Genomic DNA, 18,498 nt, shown 5'->3' on the forward strand with positions numbered 1-18,498 from the left:
ACTCAAGGAGCCCCCATGAGCGACGGGCCTGAATCCTCCGAGGAGCCCCTCGCAGGTAGTCCGCGCACCGCACTTCTGGGCGCGGCCATCCCCGCAGATTCCCGACTGCTGCCCGAACACACCCGATCCCCCTACCGGTCCATGACCGGATCCGAGCGCTCCGCCCTGTGGCGCCAGCGGCTGCACGAGGCCGAGGCGGGCCTCACTCGCTTCCTCGTCTCGCTGGGCGACGAGGTCAAGCTCACCGAATGGTTCACATTGCAGGCAGAGCTTTTCACCGACCTTCCGGAGCCTGAGGCTTCGCCCCAGGACTGGCAACGGCTCTTCTTCAGGGGACAGGCACTGATGGAGCGGTTTCTGGTCGACCACTACGGTGAGGGCGTCCTCACCGAATGGGCCCGTGCGAACGCCGAGGTGCACCGCCAGGTCGAGCCCGACCACGGCCGCGGCGCCGCCGACCCCATCCACCGCATCGCGCGGCAGGCCGAACTGTACGGCTCCGACTACGAGCTCGACGACGACACCCCGCCCTCCACCGCTCGCGCCGCCCTGACCATCACGCACTGCGCGATCTGGGACTACCGCGAGAAGGCCCGAAGAAGCGGCGTCCGCCTCACTCTCGCCTCCCCCTGCACGTACTGCACCGAGGCCCTGTCCGCGAACATCCGCGCCAAGGGCTATCACCCCACGCACCGGCTGCGCAGCGGACCCACCGGACACGGCTGCCGGTGGGAGGCGACCGCCGCTCATGGCGCACAGCAGCCGGCCGACGCCGCCGAAGAACCACGGGAGGCCTAGATGTGCGGAGTCACCGGCTGGATCGACTGGGACAACGATCTGCGCCTGCAGGAGCCGACCGTACGCGCCATGACCGACACACTCGCCTGCCGCGGACCGGACGCGCAGGGTGTGTGGCTGTCCCGCCACGCAGCCCTCGGTCACCGCCGGCTGTCCGTGATCGACGTCGAGGGCGGCGCCCAACCCCTCACCGACCAAGCAGAACCGGCTGCCGTACTCGCCTACAACGGCGAGCTCTACAACTACCAGGAACTACGGAAGGAGCTGACCGCCCTCGGCCATGTCTTCCGTACCCGCTCGGACACAGAGGTCGTGCTGCGCGCCCACCTCCAGTGGGGAGCCGAAGCACCCCGCCGGTTCAACGGCATCTTCGCGTATGCGCTGTGGGACACCCGGCGTCAGGAGCTGCTGCTGGCGCGCGACCACCTGGGGGTCAAGCCGCTGTACTGGCACGCACACGCCACCGGTGTGCTGTTCGGGTCCGAGCCCAAGGCCGTCCTCGCCCATCCGCTCTTCCATGCCGAGCTCGACGCCGAAGGGATCGCCGAGCTGTTCGCGCTGCCGGCCGCACCGACTGCGGGGCACGGGATCTTCCGGGGACTGCATGAGGTTCGCCCCGGGCATCTGGTGACGGCCGGCCGCAGTGCGATCCGCGAGGTGCGCTACTGGCGCGTCGAATCCCGTCCGCACAGCGACGACCCCGCCACGACCCGGCGGACCGTGCGCGAGCTGCTCGCCGACAGCGTCGAGCGCCAGCTGCTCAGCGATGTGCCTCTGTGCACCCTGCTGTCGGGCGGCGTGGACTCCAGCGCCATCACCGCGCTCGCGGCCGAGGCCCAGGAGCGGGCGGGGCACGGCAAGGTGACGACGTACTCAGTCGACTTCCCCGGCAGCTCCGACCGCGCACCCGACGCCTGGCGTACCACGCACGACGCCCCGTACGTCCGCGCCGCGGTGGAGCACATCGGCACGCTGCACACCTCGGTCGTGGTCCCGGACGATGATCTGCTGGCCGCCCGCGACGCCGTGCTTCGTGCCCGGGACCGGCCAGGCTGGGGCGAGATGGACGCCTCGTTGCATCTGCTCTTCCGCGAAGTGCGGCGGCGTTCCACCGTGGCGCTGTCCGGCGAGGCCGCCGACGAGCTCTTCGGCGGCTACCCGTACTTCCACGATCCCGCCGCGCTTGCCGCCGACACCTTCCCATGGCTGCACGGCAAGGCCACACCTGCCGCGCTGCTGCGCCCGGAGGTGCGGGCCGAGGTGCGCCCGGAGGAGTACACGGCGGAGGCGTACCGCCGCTCGCTCGCCGAAGTGCCGCGGCTCGACGGCGAGCAGGGCCACGACCGGCGCACCCGCGAGATGTTCCATCTGGCGCTCACGCGCTGGCTGCCGCCGCTTCTGGACCGGGTGGACCGGGTGAGCATGTCGGTCGGCCTGGAGGTGCGCGTCCCGTTCTGCGACCACCGGCTGGTGGAGTATGTCTGGAACGTGCCGTGGGCACTCAAGGCGCCCGACGGTCGGCCCAAGGGGCTACTGCGGGACGCCGTACGGGACCTGCTCCCGACACAGGTGACGGACCGGCCCAAGAGCGGCTATCCGTCCACTCCGGCGGTGCGCTACACGGAGGTACTGACCGAACGGGCGCACGAGCTACTGGCCGATCCGGACGCACCGGTGTTCGCGCTGGTCGACCGGGCAGCGGTCCGGCGCGCGTTCGACGAGGGCCGCCCGCTGCCCAGTCCCCGTACCGCGCCCAATCCCGTCGGCGGTCTGGACCACCTGGTCCAGGTGGACGAGTGGCTGCGTGCCTACCGCGTGAGTCTGCGATGAGCGCGGACCACGGCACGTCCGAAGCCGTGAACGCCTTCCGCCGAGCCGCCCGAGGCTGGACCACCGGAGTGGCACTCCTGACGACCCGCAGCGGCGAGGAGGTCTTCGCCAAGACGGTGTCATCGCTGTGCACGCTGTCTCTGAGCCCGCTGCTGATCAGTGTCTCCGTGGACCGCCGCAGTCCGCTCGCAGGGGCGGTGCGCGGCAGCCGCCGGTACGCGGTCAGCGTGCTGGCCCACGATCAGGAGCCGCTGGCCCGGCGCTTCGCGGCACCAGGCGCCGGGCGGGCACTCGACTTCTTCACCTCCGCGCCGATGGCAGCCAGGACCACCGGCGCGCCGGTCCTGGAGGACTGTCTGGTCTGGTTCGACTGCATGCTGCACAGGCTCTTGCCCGCGGGCGACCACGTACTGCTCGTGGGCCGTGTCGCGGCAGCCGACGGAAGGCCGGGTGAGCCGCTGCTCTACCGCGACGGCCAGTACCGCATCCTCGGCCCCCGTCCCTCCTCCGCCCCTCGTCCCTCCTCCACCACTTCGGGAGCCCGCACATGACTCTGCTCACCGGCGACCGCTACCGGGCCGGTCTTGACGACGGCCGCGAGCTGTATCTGGACGGCGAGCACATCACCGACCCGGCATCCCACCCCGCGTTCAAACCCGCCGTGGACGAACTCGCCCGGCTGCTGGACCTCCAGCACGATCCCGAGCACAGTGCCCTGCTCACCTGGAAGGACCCGGTCACCGGCCGCCGCGTCGCCCGTGCCTACCAGCGGCCCCGAACCCTGGAGGACCTGCGGCTGCAGCGCCGCAGCGCCGAGTTCTGGCACGCCGAGTCCCTGGGCCAGCACGGCCGCTCCCCGGCCTTCATGGCCTCCATCGCGCTCGGCGTGTACGACTTCCGCCACAGGCTGGAAGCGAGCCGCGCGGGCTTCGGAGCCAACGCCGCAGCCTGGTATCGCCATTGCGCGGACAACGACCTCGTGCTGTCGCACGCGCTCGGCGATCCGCAGATCGACCGCTCCACCGACCCGCTGGACGACCCGGACCTGGCCCTTCGGGTGCTCGAGGGAAACGACCGCGGCATCGTCGTGCGCGGAGCCAAGCAACTGACGACGCTCGCGCCGCTCGCCCACGAGGTCCTGGTCTATCTGTCGGCGTCCTTCACCCAGCGGCGCGGCGAGCAGTTCGTGGTCTGGTTCGCGCTGCCGCTCAACACTCCCGGGCTGGTGACGCTGTGCCGCGAGCCGCTCGGCAGCACGCCCTGGGGACATGCCCATCCGCTGGGAGCACGGTTCGACGAGCAGGACGCGATGCTGTTCTTCGACGACGTACTGGTGCCGTGGGACCGGGTGTTCCTGCTGCGCGACGGCGAGCTGGCCCGGACCGGCCTCGGTCGGATCAACGCATGGAGCGCGTACATCGGCCACGTCCGCTTCCGGGAGCGGCTGCGCACGCTGCTGGCAACGGCGACCCTGGTGGCGGAGAGCATCGGGGTCGACGGCTTCCGCAACGTCCAGGAGGACTTGGGACGGCTGGCCGGCTACGCCGAGCTGACCGAATACTTCCTGGATGCCGCCGAGGCCCGCGCCGGGGTGACCGACAGCGGGCTGCTCGCACCCGGCGACACGGCGGCGAGCCGGGTCTGGTCCGCCGAAGTGGCCGCCGGCGCCGTGGAGATCGTTCGCAAGATCGGCGCGTCGGGACTGCTGATGCAGCCCACCGCCAACGATCTGGCGCACCCGCGGCTGCGCCCGCACCTCGACCGCTACATGCGCGGCCGCGACATCGGCGCCGAGCACAAGTCCCGGCTGTTCCGACTTGCGTGGGAGCTGACCGGCGACGGCTTCGGCCAGCGGCAGGACCTCTACGAGTACGTCCACCGGGGCGATCTGACCCGCAACCGGATCAACCTCTTCAAGCGCTACGACCAGAGCGGCGCGCGCGAGCGGCTGCAGCAGCTCATCGACCCGCCCGCCGCAGTCGACGCGGCCCCCGCGGCCGACGCTCCCGCGGCAGCCGTCACATCCCCCCTAGTCCCCCAGGAGGCCCAGCGATGACCAACCCCGCAGTCGAGATCCAGGCCCGCACGCTCGCCGGGTACGCGGATGCCAGCAGGCTACGCCAGGAACACGACCGCGACTGGGTGCTCAGCCACGTTCCGGGTGAGCCGGGGACGCTGGTGGACCTGGGCAGCGGGATAGGCCAGTTGTTGCAGGCGGCGCTGGAGCGTTTCCCCTCGCTGCGACTGGCGGTCGGTCTCGAGCGCTCCGCACACCGGATCGCCGAGGCGGGCGCGCGGCTCGCCCCCTACGGGGACCGTGCGGTGCTGCTGGAGGCCGATCTCACCGCGCCCGAGCCGGTGCCGTACCGGCCCGACGTGGTGACGATGACCTCGGTGCTGCACTGGCTGTATCCCGTGGAAGATCAGATCCTCGGCTGGGTGCGCGATCAACTCGCGCCGGGCGGGACCTTCCTGCTGACGACCTATCACCCGTCCCGCGACGAGCACGGCCTGGGCGGCGAGGACGACATCGTGCGCGACGCTCTCACGGCGCTAGGGGTACGGCGCGACGCCGTACCGGCCCTGTTCGCCGGCCATGACGTCCTACCCATCGCCACCCGCACCCGGCCCGCCCACGAACTGGAGCAGCACCTGGAACGCCACTTCCGGGTCACTGCCGTCCACGAGCGGGAAGCAGTGGTGAGCGTGGATTCGGCCGGACAGTACGCTCACTTCCACGCCGCAACCTTCGGTGACTACTACGGGCGGCTCGTGGAGCCCTCGAGGCGCGGAGACTTCTTCCGGGAAGTGGGCACGGCCGCCTGGCGGCGACAGGAGCAGCGGGGACGGGTCAGCCACATGCCCGTACGACTGTGGCGGCTCACCGCCAATGACCAGCCGGACGTGTGAGGCCCCGCCTACCCTGAGTTCTCACAATCCTTGCGAACGTGCGATACCGAGGCGGAGGAGCCGCGCACCATGTCAACTCCCCATGGCGGAGCGGAGCTCGGGGCCTTTCTGCGTGCCCACCGCGAACTGCTGAAGCCCGGCGACGTGGGCCTCGTGGCCACGGCCCGCAGGCGCACACCCGGGCTGCGGCGCGAGGAAGTGGCCTCGCTCTCCGGCGTGGGCCTGGCCTGGTACACGTGGCTGGAGCAGGGCCGGGTGACCGCGTCCCGGCAGGTGCTGGAGGCGGTCGCCCGGGCGCTGCGGCTGGACGCTGCCGGCGTCCGGCACGCGATGAGGCTGGCCGGCTTCCATGAACCGGCGGGATCGGCGGACGAGGGCCACCGGGGCAAGCTGGCCTCCGCCGTACAGCCGGTGCTCGACTCCTGGCAGTCGAGCCCGGCGGTCCTGCTGGACCAGTACTTCGATCTGCTGGGCTGGAACACCTCCTGGAGCGCCCTGTGGGGCGCCCCGGAGGCGGTCCCGGCCGAGCGCCGCAACCTGATGTGGCTGATGGCGGCCGACCGGCGGCTGCGTGCCGTGCTGCACGACTGGGAGCCGCTGGCCATGAATGTGTTCCAGCACTTCCGGGCGCAGGCAGGGCCCGCCCTGGCCGACGGCAGGACCACCGAGGTCTACGGCCATCTGGCCGAGGACGTGCCGGAGCTCAGCCACTGGTGGGGCTGCCACTCCGTGGCCGAGCTGACCGCCCGTACGGTGACCGTGGAGCCACGGACCGGACAGCGGATGAAACTGTCGCTCTCCTCCTTCCACCCGGTTGACGACCCGTCGGCGCTGGTCCTGCTGTTCACGCCATGCTCGGACGAGGACCGCTCGGGGATGGCGGCCCTCTCCGACGGCGCTTTGCGCGCCTTGCCTCCTACTCTTGAACGGCAGGCCGGCTGACGGCCTCCGCCGCTGCCGTCCTGCGCAGGCTTGTACCGAGGAGAAGGGCGCCAACGGCGGCAACGAGCGCGAGGCCCGTGCCCACGGTGAGGATCCCGGAGGGGACCTCGCTGAAGGCGCCGACCGCCCAGGCGCCGAGCCCCGTTCCCGCATACATGGTGGAGGTGAGCCAGGCGCTGGAAGTGGCCCTCAACTCGGGCGCGACCGTACCCGCCAGTGTCTGCTGATCGGTCACGAAGCCGCCGCTGGCCACGAACCACATCGTGATGCCCACGAGCGCGATCACCAGGCCCGGTCCCTTTGCCGCCAGGGCGACACCGGCCGCGAGCAGAAGGCCCCAGAGCACGAGGAGCGGCAGATCGGTGCGCCCCGCCGCCCTGGCACGGTCGCCGAGCCGTCCGCCGAGCAGGGAGCCGATCACACTGCCCGCTCCGACCAGCATTCCGACCAGCCCGAGTGCCTCGACAGAGAGACCGAAACGGCTCACCAGCAGCGCACCCAGGAAGGTGTACGCGCCGAGATTGGCGGCGTGGAAGGCCGTGTTGACCAGCAGCGCCTTGCGCAGCGTGGGCGCGCCCCAGCCCGCCAGCACGCCCCGGACAGCCCCGACCTGCACGCCCTGAACGGCCGATGGCCGCACCTGCCGCAGCAGTAGTGGCACCGCGGCGGCGGTGCCGACGGCCATGGCCCAGAAGGCGGAACGCCATCCCGCCGCACCGGCCAGCAGTCCGCCGAGGGGTACGCCGATGACTTGTCCGCACGAGAACAGCGCCATGCCGAGCCCGAGCGCACGGCCCCGATTCCGGTCGGACGAGGTCTCGGCGATGTGCGCCCAGATCGCGGGCCCTGCCGCGGCGGCGGCAAGTCCCGCAACAGCGCGGGAGATCACCAGGGGTGCAAGGCCGGTGGAGAGCGCGGCGGCAGCGTTGGACAGGAGGAAGAGCACCGTCCCCGCCACCAGCGCCCTGCGGCGCCCGAAGCGGTCGCTGAGCAGCCCCAGGAAGGGCGCGCTGATCGCGTACACGAGGACGTACGCGGTGACGCTGGAGGCCGCAGCGGCCTCGCTGACGGCGATGTCGTCGGAAATGGTCGGCAGAAGGGGCGAGACGAGGAACGTCTCGGTCCCGAACAGGAACAGCAGCGCGAACACGCCCGCATAACGCAGCCGGTCGAAGGCGTCGTTCGGACGGGCTCGGCCCGCCTCGCCCGTGGGTACGTCGGAGATGCTGCTCAAGCGGATCACCACCTTGTCGAGCAATGAGGCGGGGCCGCGACCCGGCGCATCGACGGCGTCCGGGACCGGTCGGCGATCAAGCGGCCCCAGGAACGTGTGCCGTCCGGCCCGGCCCATCCTTGAGGCCCCGCCGAACCTCAGCCAGGCAGGCGTTCATCCTGTGACTGCTGGTCACAGCCTTGGCACCGGTGCGGGTGCGCACCTGACTCCATCGGTGTGCGCTCCACCGCGGCACCGCCGCCTCTCACCTCCGCTACCCGCTGCGCATTGCGGCCCCCTGCCTGGGAACTCGTCGCCTGGGCACCCCATCGAGGCCGCCTGCCGCGTCATCGCGCACCAAGTGCCCCGGAACGGTGACGGTGTCGGTGGACGGTCCCAGGCGCCGCGTCCCGCGGCCTGCTGCCGCGGGATGTGGAGCGGCTCGGCGGGTTGGGTTCCAGGACCAAGGCGCCAGCGAGCAGCACCTCCGCAACATCGCCGCCGAAGGCCTCCAGGAGATCTACTTCAAGCACCACGGCCGCCGCGCCCAGGACCTCCAGGTCGAGTTCACCGACGTCGACTACATCGACTTCGAGCTTTAACGGATTTGGGCACGAGCGACTCTGCGACCCGGCTGTTGAGCCGAAGCACGATAGGCGTCACAAAGGCAGCCGTATCGTCACCGGGCTCCTCGTGCCGTGGGGAGCGTGTGAGGCACCCTGTGACGGCGCTTCATGCTCAGTTGACGGCTCTGGCACGGGCGTACAGGCCGGGGGTGATGCCTACGACGCGCTTGAAGTGCCGCGTGAGGTGGGACTGGTCATAGAAACCGGTAGCGGTCGCGACCTCACCCGGTGGCCGTCCGTCGAGTAGCAAACGGCGGGCCACGTCGACGCGGCGTGAGACCACGTACTGGTGCGGGGCGATACCAAAAGCGCCGCTGAAGGCACGTATGAGATGGGTGGGGTGAGCATGGACCAGGCGCGCGGCCTCGTCCAGGGGGATGCCTTCAAGCAGTCGCTCGTCGAGGAGGTCACGCAAGCGGTGTGCAACGCCGCGGTCGGGTCGTGCTCTCCCCAAGAGCCTGGGGCGCAGGTGCTCGCGCAGCCGTTCGCTGATCATGGCCAGACGGCTCTCTGCCTCGAACTCGTCGCCCCGGTTCGCGAGGGCCGTATGCAGTTGTCCGATGCGCCTGCGCAGGACGGGGTCGGTGAGGTCCGGGCCGTCCACCGCCGGCCCGATGAAGCTCTCGTCCAGTTGCGTCATGTCGAGGTAGAGCACGCGCTTGCGAAAACCCTCAGATGTAGCGGGTGAGCCGTTGTGCGGAACCTGCGGCGGGAGCAGGCTCACGGTGTCGCTCGGAGTGGCCCGCTCATGGCGGTCCAGGTCATAGCGGACCGCGCCGTCGTCGACGATCAGCAGGGTCCACACGTCGTGGACGTGCATGGGGTACGCGTGCTCAGCGAAATGGGCGTGGAAGACCTCGACGACACCCGCGACCTGCGGGCGCCAGGCGGAGATCTCCTGCCGGGGCACCATGCAAGGAATGTACAAGACGCAGAAGGCGTGTCCCCCGCAGTCTCGAAGCATGAGAACAAAGGACGAGACCAACGAGGAGACCGGGGCGGGGGCCGGGAGCCGGACCGGCCTGGGTGCGGAGAGCGCGCCTGTCCGCTTCGATACGAAGATCGCCGTCGTGTTGCGCGACGACCTTGAGCTGTGGCAGCGACTGAATGTGACCGCGTTCCTGATCAGCGGGCTCGGCACGGCCTCACCCGAGGTGATCGGCGAGCCGTACGCAGATGCCGACGGCACCGCATACCTGCCGATGCTCCGCCAGCCCGTGCTGGTTTTCGAGGGGGCGAAGGAAACGCTGACCGCCGCACACGGCCGTGCACTGTCCCGTTCGCTGCCGAGGGCCGTGTTCACGTCCGATCTGTTCAGCACGGGCAACGACCGGGACAACCGGGCGGCTGTACGGGCCGTGGGCAAGGACCAGCTCGATCTGGTGGGGATCGCTGTATATGGGCCGCGCAACGCGGTGGACAAGGTCCTCAAGGGCACGCGAATGCACCCCTGAGAACACGGCCCCCACCGCGGAGACCTTGCGACTGCACTGGCCGATGTCGGTCGGCCCGACGGAACCATCACCGGAGCTGACCGGACCACGAAGACGGTGGAACATTCCCCACGCGGCCACACAGGCAGCAGCGGGGGATCACCGATGGGTGCAGGGCCGGAGCTCTGCTGGCAGCCGCAGGCGGTGACGACAAGCCTGTGAATCGGGAGTACGTGACAACAGGAGCGCCTCGTTGGTGACAGCTTTCCTGCTTCGTGTGGCGCTCAGCCCGAGGTCGTCTGGCAGCGACGGCGACACCTACCGTGCTTCGGCTCAGCTACCCGACCACATCCGCGAGGAGCGTCTGCAGGATGAGCACGCCGTGGCGTGCCTGAGCCGGTCTCGGTAATCATGAGCGTCTAGCACAACCGCTGGAGCGGACGGCATACAGGCTCCCATGTCATAGGCAGCCCGTAGCCTCTCGCCATGCTGACAACTCTGATGATCTACGACGGCACCGCACCGGCCGACTCCGACGTCCCGCGTACCGGGGGCGTGCCGCTGGCTCCTGCAGGATTCACCTGGCCCATGTGCGGCTCCTTCTGCGGAGGGCCGCTGCAGTTCTTCGCCCATCTCCCCGTCGAGGACGGTGTCCTGTCGGTATTCGTGTGCCAGAACGACCCCGGCGCATGTGAATTCTGGGACGCAACTTCCGGCGCGAACCGGGTCTACCTGTTTCCCCGGGAGGAACTGCAGCCGGTAGCCGTGCCCGAGACGGGAGTGACGCTACTGCCCGCCACCTCAGCCATCCGCACCCACGTCGTGACGCTCGACCCCGACGAGAACGACGAACTCGCGCCTGACGCATACGACCTTGCCCGCTCGGGATGGAAGCGGGAACCCGAAGAACGATTCGGGAAGCAACGCGAAGTGCTCGGGTCACTCGGAGGCAGCCCCTCCTACCTTGAGGACGACCGACTGCCCGCATGCCCCTCCTGCACCGGCACGACGGAATTCGCGGCACATCTGGAGGAAGGGATCTCCGCAAAGGCCGCGATGAACCTCGGCGGCCAGCTGGGCTACGTCTTCGTATGCCGCGCTTGCCGCGAAGGTGCCTTCCTCACAGACTGAGCACACTGCACCGCAGCCGACGCTCCGTCAGCCTGGCAGCAACCCGACCCAGCCGGATCACCGACTCAAGAATCACAGTTCCGGACAGCAGCCCGCCCGTAGTCGTCACCCGCTGCCCGCGTTCGAACCTTGACGGCCGTCAGGGGCTGAGGATCAGTCCCACCGTCGCCAAGGCGCCGCCCGTGAGGGCCAGGAGCGCCATTCGCTGGGCGTTGCGTACGTAGCCCTGGCGGCGCTTGCGCTCCCTGCGGACCGCGACCTTCGTCCCCAGGTGCACCCGCCTGGTGTTCTGCGGGTCGAAGACGAGGGGGTAGCTCTGTCCGACGACGTGGGCGTGGCCCACGCTCGCACCCTTTTGGTGCCGGCCGGAGCCTTCCGGGGACTGCCACTCGTAGACAGCGCTCGCGTAACCGTTGGTGCCGAACGGCACTAGGCTCACCAGCTCCGCTCGCACCTCGACGCCGGATTCGTACAGCTCCGTCATCTTCTTGAGCTCCGCTCCTTCGCCTTTGATCAGCATCAGGCCGAAGAAGCAGAAGGCCGCGGATGCGAGGACGGCAAGGAGGAGCACGGTCATCACCAGGTTCACAGACGGACGGTACGGCACCACAGGTTCAATTCGAAAGCCCCGCAGACTCTTCACCGCCAGGGACTTCGCCACCTACGATCACGCGCATGTCGATCTCTTCGCCCGTCCCCGTCCTCCGTGGCGACAGGGGCATCGAACTCCGCTCCACCGGTGAGGAGCTGCTGCTGCGGCGTCCGGACGCCGAGCTGCGCATACCGTTCGCCGCGATCGCCCGGGTCCACGCCGAACGGCGCGACATCCTCCTGGAGCTGACCGCTCCGGCGGGAGTCGATCCGACGGTGTACCGCGTCAGCGACGTCAGCGCGGCCGCCGCAGGCGTCTTCGCCGACGCGGTGAACGCCGCTCTGCCGGAACAGACCGCGGACGACGAGACAGTCGACGGCTCGACGCTTGTCGTGATCCGGAGCCTGGTCATCGGTGACGAGGGCGAAGACGAAGCGGACGAGAACCTGGTCCAAGTCGGATTGCCCTCCCACGGCATCCGGCTGATGTACACCGGCTGCGTGGCCATCGCAGCCCTGGCCGTCGTCGTCGGTGTGCTGGGCGGGGACTGGAGTCGGGCCATCGCGACGCTGCTGCTCGGGGCGACGGGCGTGGCCTGCTCCTACTTCGTTGTGATGCTGTTCGCGATGGTGTGGCGGGACTGGTACCTGCCCCGCTACGGCATCACTGTGGAGGGGCGGCAGGTGTTCCGGGAGGACGACGGCGACACCGTCCACGCGTTCTCGGCCACCGACGGCGTGACCCGCTACATCCTCGGCCACAACAAGGGGAAGACTGTCCGGATCGCCTACCACCCGAAAAACCCCGCGTACGCCGCCGTCTGCCCTCCGACGGGCGACAGGGTGCTCATGCTCGTCGTTTCAATGGTCGCCGCCGTCATCGCGGGGTTCATGGACTACGGGACGTACCAGCTCGTGCTCCCCGCCTTCACAGGCTGATCCTCCTCCTGCGCGTCGGGTCGTGCCGCAGCGGCACGGACGGTCGAGGCGTCGAGGAGGGAGGAAGAACCGGGTGCTGGACGTCGAGAAGCACTCCTCACACGCCACGGCCTGTAGCCGCCAGCAGCACAGCGCGGTGACCGAGGTCCGGCGGCGGGAGCGGCCGCGCACGCGGATGACGGGGGTGTGTCCGCGTCGGCCCCAGGTGCGGGCACGGGGCGGCGTCATCGAGAAGCCGGCTTCGTCCTCGAAGACAATCCAGGCCCCGGGGGCCGCCGCGAGCCTTTTACCCGGGGCCACACCTCCTTCTTCCACAGCTCCACCGCGTGCTCGTCCCGCTCGAGGGCTCTGCGGGCAGGTGCTTGCCAGGACCGACCGTGCGTTTCAGCAGCCGCCACACCGTGGCCACAGACAGCTTCACCCGCAGACGCCGGCTGATCACCTTCTGAACCCGGCCAGAGTCCAGCGTTCGTCCTCGCAGCCGTGCGCCGACGGTCCCTTGCCAAGTTCCTCCTCGAGCACGGCGAACTGGGCATCGGTGACGGTCGGGGAGTTCGCCGGGCCCGTCGAGCGCAAGGCCTCCATGCCGCCCTCGCGCCAGGCACGGCGCCAGCGTTCCACCGACCGCACGCTCACTCGCCGCTCTTTCGCGATCAACCCGGTCTTCCCACCCGCCGCGAACCTCTCGCCGGCCTGAAGCCGGATTCCCTCACGAAACGCCCGACGCTCGGCGGTCAGGCCCCCCCACCCTCCGGATACCTCACCTCACCGGCATCCCGCAGGGATCACCAACCGTCACTGCCCGACGACAACCCGAATACCTCAGTAAGAGAGCCGGTGTACGACGATCGGGGCGTCGTCATCCATGCCTCTCTGCGTGCGCCTGCCGCGCGTCCAGCGCACCCGTCGGGCGAGGTTCAGCGCGTCGGGGCCGTTCGGCCAGTGGGGATCGGCCGAAACGCTTCGGGCGACATCTTCGATCGCGCTCGCGGAATGCCTCGCACAGGGCGGTAGTCCATCGACCGACAAGAGGAGCTCGGCACGGCAGCCCGCCCAAGCAATGCCGCGCAGAGGCTCCCTACGTCATGCCGAAGCCCTCAACAGGCGCCGCGATGTCACGCTCTGCTGCCCTGTCGGTGACTGCGCCACTCAATGGCCCGACCGGAAGGTTTGGATCCGCTTGCACGGCGCAGTAGATGATTACTCAGCCATACATCCCGGGAGAGGATCATCATGGGCATCATCGCCTGGATACTCATCGGCTTGCTCGCCGGAATGATCGCGAAGCTTCTGATGCCGGGCAAGGACCCCGGCGGCCTCATCATCACCATGCTCATCGGCATCGTCGGCGGCCTTCTCGGAGGCTGGCTCGGCAAGGTCATCTTCGGCGTCGACTCGATCGACGGCTTCTTCGACCTCTCCACGTGGATCGCGGCGATCGTCGGCTCCCTGATCCTGCTCGCCCTCTACCGGCTCTTCACCGGAAGCAGGCGCTCCCATCGGCACGTCTGAGACGAGCGCGCGCCACCCCTACAGACGAAAGGTGAACCCGTACGAGGCAGGTCGCCTCGGCGCGGTCGGTTGGCCCGAAGCATTCGCCGCGCCGGACGCCTACGCGCTCGGCAGGTAGCTGTTGAGGCCCTCTCAAGGGTCGCCCCATGTTCTGCGAGAGGTCGCCGCGAGGGTGACATCGCGGGTCGCCCTCCGGGAGGCAGGTGGCGGTTCCGCGTAACGTGCGATCGACAGCGGATCCGCCCGGCCGCGTGTCCTGTCAAAGACGGGCCTCTCGCTCGCACGTACAACGCCGCCGTCCGGCACGCGGGGCCCGGGTCGCGGGACGATTCAGCTGAGTTGAACCCCGGGCGACCGCCCGCGCGACGGTCATGCAACAGGGACGAGAGGGAGCCTCCGCATGATCTACTCGACCAGTAGCGCCGGTTTCGCGGTACGCGATCCTGGCCGGCGCCCCGGCCGGGTGGACAACGTGCCGGTGAGGTGGGGGAGGGGACGGCGTGGGGCTGTTCACACGAAGCGCAGCGCACGGCGACAACGACGAGGGCGGTGCAGGTGAGGGGCGGTGGCTGCAGCAGGCGCCGGGCGACGCCCGAAGCCTCGCCCTCCTGGCCGACAAGTGCACCTCGTCGGTGCGGACCAGGTCCAGCGGCTGCCTGCCGGGAAGGGCAGGGTGCCCCCTCGGTCCGGTACGGCCGCCTGAAGGAGGGGAGCACTGTCCTCCTTCCTTCGTCTTCGATGTGTTCGATCACCGTTGCCACGAGCCGCGCCACAGTGGTGTCAAAGGCGTCCTCGCCAGGTCATGGCGGCGGGCCGGATGACGCAGTCCCTGCGGAGCGGCTACAGGCGTCGGCGCGGGGATCGGACGGGCTCAGCACCCGCCGACCGAGCGAAGTTCCGTACCGAAGTATCAGAGCGGGGAACAGTGCCTGACGTGACGAACCATTTGCAGCAGCCTGATGCTGAGCATCAGCGACCCGAAGGTGTGTCCGACGCGACGGTGGAAGCGTTGGGAGCGCTGTCCAAGGCGTTGGAGACGACGGAGCGGGCCCGCGGCGCATTGTACGAGTTCCATCAACTGACGGGCACCGCTGACCTGATTCTGGACGATGCGGTTCGTCTGCTGCGTGAGGCCGGTCATGCGGAGCAGGCGAAGCGGGTGGAGGAGGAGATCCTCGGCCGCAATGTCATCCCCGGCCACTGGACATTTCAGATTGTCGAGGCCTACAACAGCACGTACTACCGGCCGTTTCAAACGCTCGAGGAGGACCTCCGCAACCAGCTCGTCGACGGAAGAGATCATTTGTATGAGTCGGAGATGAAGGAAGCCCGCCGCACCAGAAACCACCCCGACCACATCGCTCGCCTGCAACCGTGATCACACACAGGCACTTCCGCCGACGAAGAGCGGGCGGCATCTGAGGCGTGAAGCGCGCCGTCCACTCGATCTCCTCCAGCCGCAGCCACCGCTCCCCGCCGTCCTGATCGGCAGGCAGAACCGCGCGTCCCCGGCCGCGTCAGCCTCGTACGGGGCGTCCCCGACCGCCCGCAGCAGCGTCCGCAACCTTGGCTACGGGGCCTGCGTCGCCCGGCCGCGTACGCCTATCCGCATGAGCGGGCGAGCGCGAGTGCGCATGCCTCGTCGAGCAGTTTCCGCAGTCTTGAGGTCGTGGGTGCGATGGCGGTAGCGAGCAGTGCCGGGCCGCCTGCCAGTGGTGCGAGGACGGCGCACCCGTCCTTGGTGCCGTTGCCGAGCAGTACGGGGTCTCGTCGGTGGTGGAGGCGCGGGTCCACGATGAGGAGCTGGCCGACGGCGCGGTGTCCGTTCAGTACGGCCGGACCGTCCCAGCCGGGTTCTGGTGCCCCGTATGCCGTGTGCTGGTCGAGCAGCGGGCGTCCGGCGCGGTGGACCAGGATCCGGCTGACGAGGTGGCCGGGTTCCTCGTGGGCCCGGCCCAGGAGTTGCTCTTCTCGCAGCGTCAGCCGTGAGGTGGCGGCGAGTTCGACGGTGTACGTCTGGAGCAGGTTGCTGCCGGCGGCGCTGATCAGCGGCTGTGGCAGCCAGCGCAGGCTGGCGTGCTCCCCTACGGTGAGGCGCACAGCGTAGGTGGCCGCATCGCTGGTGGGGCCGCGGAGGGCGAGTGTGGCGGCGGCTGTGGTGACCTCCAGCTCGGCCCGGTCCTCGGCGGTGATGTCGAGGGTGAGACGGTCGCCGCCGAGGGGTCCGCTCATCGCACCGATGATCCCCACCGTGGCGGCGTTGCGGTGGGTGCGCAGGCGCCGCAGGTGGAAGGGGCCGTCGCTGCGCAGCTGCGGGAGGGTGGTGACGCGTCCGTTGTGTGCGGCCCGGATCCAGGCCGTGGCAGTTACGCCGTCCGGGTGTCCGGCGGGCTCCGGGGCAGCGGGTGAGGAGATGTCGGGGCCGGAGGTGGTTCGGGTGGCGGCGCGTTGGAGTGAGCGGCTGATGCGGTTGCCCCGGCGCGCCACTGGGTGAGGTGGCCGGTGATCCAGTCGGCGACGTCGCGGATGCCGTCGTCGGTGGTGAGGCTGGTGAAGATGACGGGCAGGTCGCCGCGCTGTCGTTTCGCGTCGATGGCCATGGTGTCCAGGTCGGCGCCGACGTGCGGGGCGAGGTCGGTCTTGTTGATGACGAGGAGGTCGGCAGTGGTGATGCCGGGGCCGCCCTTGCGGGGAATGTCGTCTCCGCTGGCCACGTCGATGACGAAGATCTGCACGTCGACGAGGCCCTTGGAGAAGGTGGCGGTCAGGTTGTCGCCACCGGACTCGATGAGCACGAGGTCGAGCGGGTGGAGGGTTGCCTCGAGGTGCTCGACGGCTTCCAGGTTGGCGGAGATGTCGTCGCGGATCGCGGTGCGCGGGCAGGCACCGGTTTCGACGGCGGTGATGCGCTCGGGCGGCAGGACGGCTTCGCGCCGCAGGTACTCGGCGTCCTCGCGGGTGTAGATGTCGTTGGTGACGACGGCGATGGGCCAGCGGTCGCGCAGGGTGCGGCAGAGCGCGGCGACGGTCGCGGTCTTGCCGGAGCCGACGGGGCCGCCCAGACCGACGCGCAGCGCGCGGCGGCTGCCGTCGGCGCGGAGCGGCTCGGCGCTGTGGGTGTGGCGCTGCGACATGGTCCCGGGGTGGTCGAGGTGCACGAAGAACTCCAGGTGGGAAAGGAAGGGAAGGTTTCAGGAGGCGAAGAGCCGGACGGTCCAGGCGGCGTGCTGTTCGCCGGTGATGTTGAGCAGCGGCGAGGACGCCGACGGCAGGATGTCGATGCCCTCGGCCGTGACGCGGCCCGCGGCCTGGGCGGCAGCGGTGGCGACGGCGTCAGTGTCGGAGCCGAGGCGGGCCAGCAGCCCTGAGGCGTCGAGCGGATCGAGGCTCAGCAGGCGCACCGCTGCCGTAGCCGGGCCGCCGACGTTCTCGTACGCCGCGGCGTAGGCGGCGTCCAGTGGGGTGAGCCCGGCGGCCCGGGCTGCCAGGCCCAGCACGATGGGCTGGTGGGCGCCCTGGGGACGTTCGGCGGCCAGCAGTTCCAGGTCTTCTGACGGGAAGGTGGCACGGGCGGCGCGCATCATCTGCCGGCCAAGCCTGCGGGCGACGGCACGCAGTGCGGGGACGGGGGTGCGTGCGTCGGCGGCGTCGTCCAGCAGCAGCGGGTCGATTCCGGCGGCGGCCGCGGCGGCCAGCCCGGCCGTCGTCAGGCCGGTGGTGTGCAGACGTCCGCGGCAGAACGTCTCCAGGCTGTGGGTGTCGTGTACGGCTCCGTGGGCGACGGCGGCTTCGACGCCGCCGGAATGGGCGTGCCCGCCGGCGGGGAAGCGGCCGTCGGCCAGGAGGAGCAGGGCTGCACGGCTCATGGGTGAGCGGCTGACCTTTCGCAGGGGCGGATGGTGACGCGGTGGCCCGGCGGGCACACCCGGCCCGCCAGGCCCCCCTGCAGCCGGGGGGCCGGCGGCCGGGCAGGTGGCCGTTCAGAAGAGGAAGTACCGCTGTGCCAGGGGGACTTCGGTGACGTAGGAGCGCGGTACGGTCGCCCCATTGAGTTCGGTGCGGGCGTCACTCGTCGTCGCACCGCCGATGGTGACCTCGAAGCTGTTGTGGTCGACTTCGAGGCTGTCGGGAACCGTGTCGTTCAGTTTCATGTCGGCCTTCGTGACCTGCCGGGTGCTGGTGATGTCCACGAAGTCCTTGTCGAGACCGAGACCCGGATTACTGCTGGTGCCGTCTCCGTTGAGGCTGCCGGCCACCCCGGGAGCCACGAAGTTCATCGAGTTCCTCCCTGGGGAGCGGCCGGTGGAGCCCCAGAGCGGGCGCGGCAGGTAGGGCTGCGGCGTTGTGATCGACGCGTTGGCGTCGCCGACCTGCGCGTAGGCGAGCTGGCCGCTCTTGAGGAGCATGTGCGGTTTGACGCCGAAGAACTTCGGCTCCCACAGCACCAGGTCGGCGACCTTCCCGGTCTCCACGGAGCCGACGTATGTGGCGATGCCGTGGGTGATCGCCGGGTTCACCGTGTACTTGGCAACGTACCGGCGCGCGCGGGTGATCCGCGCGTTCGGCCTGAGGT

Annotated in this window: 19 protein-coding genes and 1 pseudogene; 12 read left to right on the forward strand and 8 right to left on the reverse strand. The window is 69.8% G+C overall.

Features of this window, described 5'->3' with window-relative positions; translation table 11 throughout:
• The first annotated feature begins 15 nt into the window (after positions 1 to 15).
• The 6 genes from ACWGH4_RS02685 to ACWGH4_RS02710 all read left to right on the forward strand — a co-directional run bounded on the left by ACWGH4_RS02685 (position 16) and on the right by ACWGH4_RS02710 (position 6,480).
• Complete coding sequence (locus ACWGH4_RS02685) at positions 16 to 798, forward strand: hypothetical protein (protein ID WP_453454698.1); 783 nt, start codon at positions 16 to 18, stop codon at positions 796 to 798.
• Entirely contained in the window at positions 799 to 2,628 is a 1,830-nt protein-coding gene (gene asnB, locus ACWGH4_RS02690; RefSeq protein WP_453454701.1) for an asparagine synthase (glutamine-hydrolyzing), read from the forward strand.
• Complete coding sequence (locus ACWGH4_RS02695) at positions 2,625 to 3,179, forward strand: flavin reductase family protein (protein ID WP_453454702.1); 555 nt, start codon at positions 2,625 to 2,627, stop codon at positions 3,177 to 3,179. The genes asnB and ACWGH4_RS02695 overlap by 4 nt, the downstream gene beginning before the upstream one ends.
• The gene (locus ACWGH4_RS02700; protein WP_453454704.1) at positions 3,176 to 4,684 is read left to right on the forward strand and encodes a 4-hydroxyphenylacetate 3-hydroxylase family protein; all 1,509 of its coding nucleotides are present in this window, start codon (positions 3,176 to 3,178) and stop codon (positions 4,682 to 4,684) included. Before ACWGH4_RS02695 ends, ACWGH4_RS02700 begins: the two co-directional genes overlap by 4 nt.
• Positions 4,681 to 5,538: a class I SAM-dependent methyltransferase gene (locus tag ACWGH4_RS02705; RefSeq protein ID WP_453454705.1), complete on the forward strand. Its 858-nt coding sequence runs from the start codon at positions 4,681 to 4,683 to the stop codon at positions 5,536 to 5,538. Before ACWGH4_RS02700 ends, ACWGH4_RS02705 begins: the two co-directional genes overlap by 4 nt.
• Before the next feature lie 69 nt (positions 5,539 to 5,607).
• Entirely contained in the window at positions 5,608 to 6,480 is an 873-nt protein-coding gene (locus tag ACWGH4_RS02710) for a helix-turn-helix domain-containing protein (protein WP_453454706.1), read from the forward strand.
• Here the strand turns inward: ACWGH4_RS02710 and ACWGH4_RS02715 are convergent.
• A complete protein-coding gene (locus ACWGH4_RS02715; protein ID WP_453454708.1) occupies positions 6,455 to 7,714 on the reverse strand; it encodes an MFS transporter in 1,260 nt (419 codons plus the stop codon). The genes ACWGH4_RS02710 and ACWGH4_RS02715 overlap by 26 nt on opposite strands.
• A gap of 365 nt (positions 7,715 to 8,079) precedes the next feature.
• Between ACWGH4_RS02715 and ACWGH4_RS02720 the strand changes: the two genes are divergently transcribed.
• Positions 8,080 to 8,295 (forward strand): hypothetical protein, encoded by a 216-nt coding sequence (locus ACWGH4_RS02720; RefSeq protein WP_453454710.1) that lies wholly within the window; start codon positions 8,080 to 8,082, stop codon positions 8,293 to 8,295.
• A gap of 136 nt (positions 8,296 to 8,431) precedes the next feature.
• Here ACWGH4_RS02720 and ACWGH4_RS02725 read toward each other — a convergent pair whose 3' ends face one another.
• Complete coding sequence (locus tag ACWGH4_RS02725; RefSeq protein WP_453454711.1) at positions 8,432 to 9,232, reverse strand: helix-turn-helix domain-containing protein; 801 nt, start codon at positions 9,230 to 9,232, stop codon at positions 8,432 to 8,434.
• Between ACWGH4_RS02725 and ACWGH4_RS02730 the strand changes: the two genes are divergently transcribed.
• Positions 9,231 to 9,773 (forward strand): DUF2000 family protein, encoded by a 543-nt coding sequence (locus tag ACWGH4_RS02730; RefSeq protein WP_453454713.1) that lies wholly within the window; start codon positions 9,231 to 9,233, stop codon positions 9,771 to 9,773. The two genes, ACWGH4_RS02725 and ACWGH4_RS02730, sit on opposite strands and share 2 nt — an antisense overlap.
• A 465-nt stretch (positions 9,774 to 10,238) precedes the next feature.
• A complete protein-coding gene (locus tag ACWGH4_RS02735) occupies positions 10,239 to 10,883 on the forward strand; it encodes a hypothetical protein (protein WP_453454715.1) in 645 nt (214 codons plus the stop codon).
• Positions 10,884 to 11,022: 139 nt separating this feature from the next.
• Here the strand turns inward: ACWGH4_RS02735 and ACWGH4_RS02740 are convergent, their stop codons facing one another.
• Positions 11,023 to 11,472 carry a hypothetical protein gene (locus ACWGH4_RS02740; RefSeq protein WP_453454717.1) on the reverse strand — a complete coding sequence of 150 codons (450 nt, stop codon included), beginning with the start codon at positions 11,470 to 11,472 and terminating at the stop codon, positions 11,023 to 11,025.
• An 86-nt stretch (positions 11,473 to 11,558) separates the two neighbouring features.
• On the opposite strand from ACWGH4_RS02740, the gene ACWGH4_RS02745 reads away from it, so the two are divergent.
• Positions 11,559 to 12,413 carry a hypothetical protein gene (locus tag ACWGH4_RS02745; protein ID WP_453454719.1) on the forward strand — a complete coding sequence of 285 codons (855 nt, stop codon included), beginning with the start codon at positions 11,559 to 11,561 and terminating at the stop codon, positions 12,411 to 12,413.
• A gap of 117 nt (positions 12,414 to 12,530) precedes the next feature.
• On the opposite strand, the pseudogene ACWGH4_RS02750 reads toward ACWGH4_RS02745, so the two are convergent.
• A pseudogene (locus ACWGH4_RS02750) lies at positions 12,531 to 13,177 on the reverse strand (IS630 family transposase); the annotation flags it as partial.
• Positions 13,178 to 13,646: 469 nt separating this feature from the next.
• Here ACWGH4_RS02750 and ACWGH4_RS02755 point away from each other — a divergent pair.
• Together ACWGH4_RS02755 and ACWGH4_RS02760 are read left to right on the forward strand one after the other, a co-directional pair.
• On the forward strand, positions 13,647 to 13,925 hold the full coding sequence (locus ACWGH4_RS02755) for a GlsB/YeaQ/YmgE family stress response membrane protein (RefSeq protein ID WP_453454720.1): 279 nt from the start codon (positions 13,647 to 13,649) through the stop codon (positions 13,923 to 13,925).
• Positions 13,926 to 14,859: 934 nt separating this feature from the next.
• The gene (locus ACWGH4_RS02760; RefSeq protein WP_453454722.1) at positions 14,860 to 15,303 is read left to right on the forward strand and encodes a hypothetical protein; all 444 of its coding nucleotides are present in this window, start codon (positions 14,860 to 14,862) and stop codon (positions 15,301 to 15,303) included.
• A 224-nt stretch (positions 15,304 to 15,527) separates the two neighbouring features.
• Here ACWGH4_RS02760 and ACWGH4_RS02765 read toward each other — a convergent pair whose 3' ends face one another.
• From ACWGH4_RS02765 to ACWGH4_RS02780, 4 genes are all read right to left on the reverse strand, one after another.
• Positions 15,528 to 16,157, reverse strand: coding sequence for an urease accessory protein UreD (locus ACWGH4_RS02765; protein WP_453454724.1), 630 nt, complete (start codon positions 16,155 to 16,157; stop codon positions 15,528 to 15,530).
• Positions 16,158 to 16,291: 134 nt separating this feature from the next.
• Positions 16,292 to 17,083, reverse strand: coding sequence for an urease accessory protein UreG (gene ureG, locus ACWGH4_RS02770; protein ID WP_453454726.1), 792 nt, complete (start codon positions 17,081 to 17,083; stop codon positions 16,292 to 16,294).
• A 33-nt stretch (positions 17,084 to 17,116) separates the two neighbouring features.
• Positions 17,117 to 17,791, reverse strand: a complete 675-nt coding sequence (locus ACWGH4_RS02775; protein WP_453454728.1) for an urease accessory protein UreF — start codon at positions 17,789 to 17,791, stop codon at positions 17,117 to 17,119.
• 114 nt (positions 17,792 to 17,905) lie between these two features.
• Positions 17,906 to 18,498, reverse strand: a 593-nt coding sequence (locus tag ACWGH4_RS02780) for an amidohydrolase family protein (RefSeq protein WP_453454730.1), incomplete at its 5' end; no start/stop codon positions are given.

This window comes from Streptomyces sp. NPDC054847 (assembly GCF_053610925.1).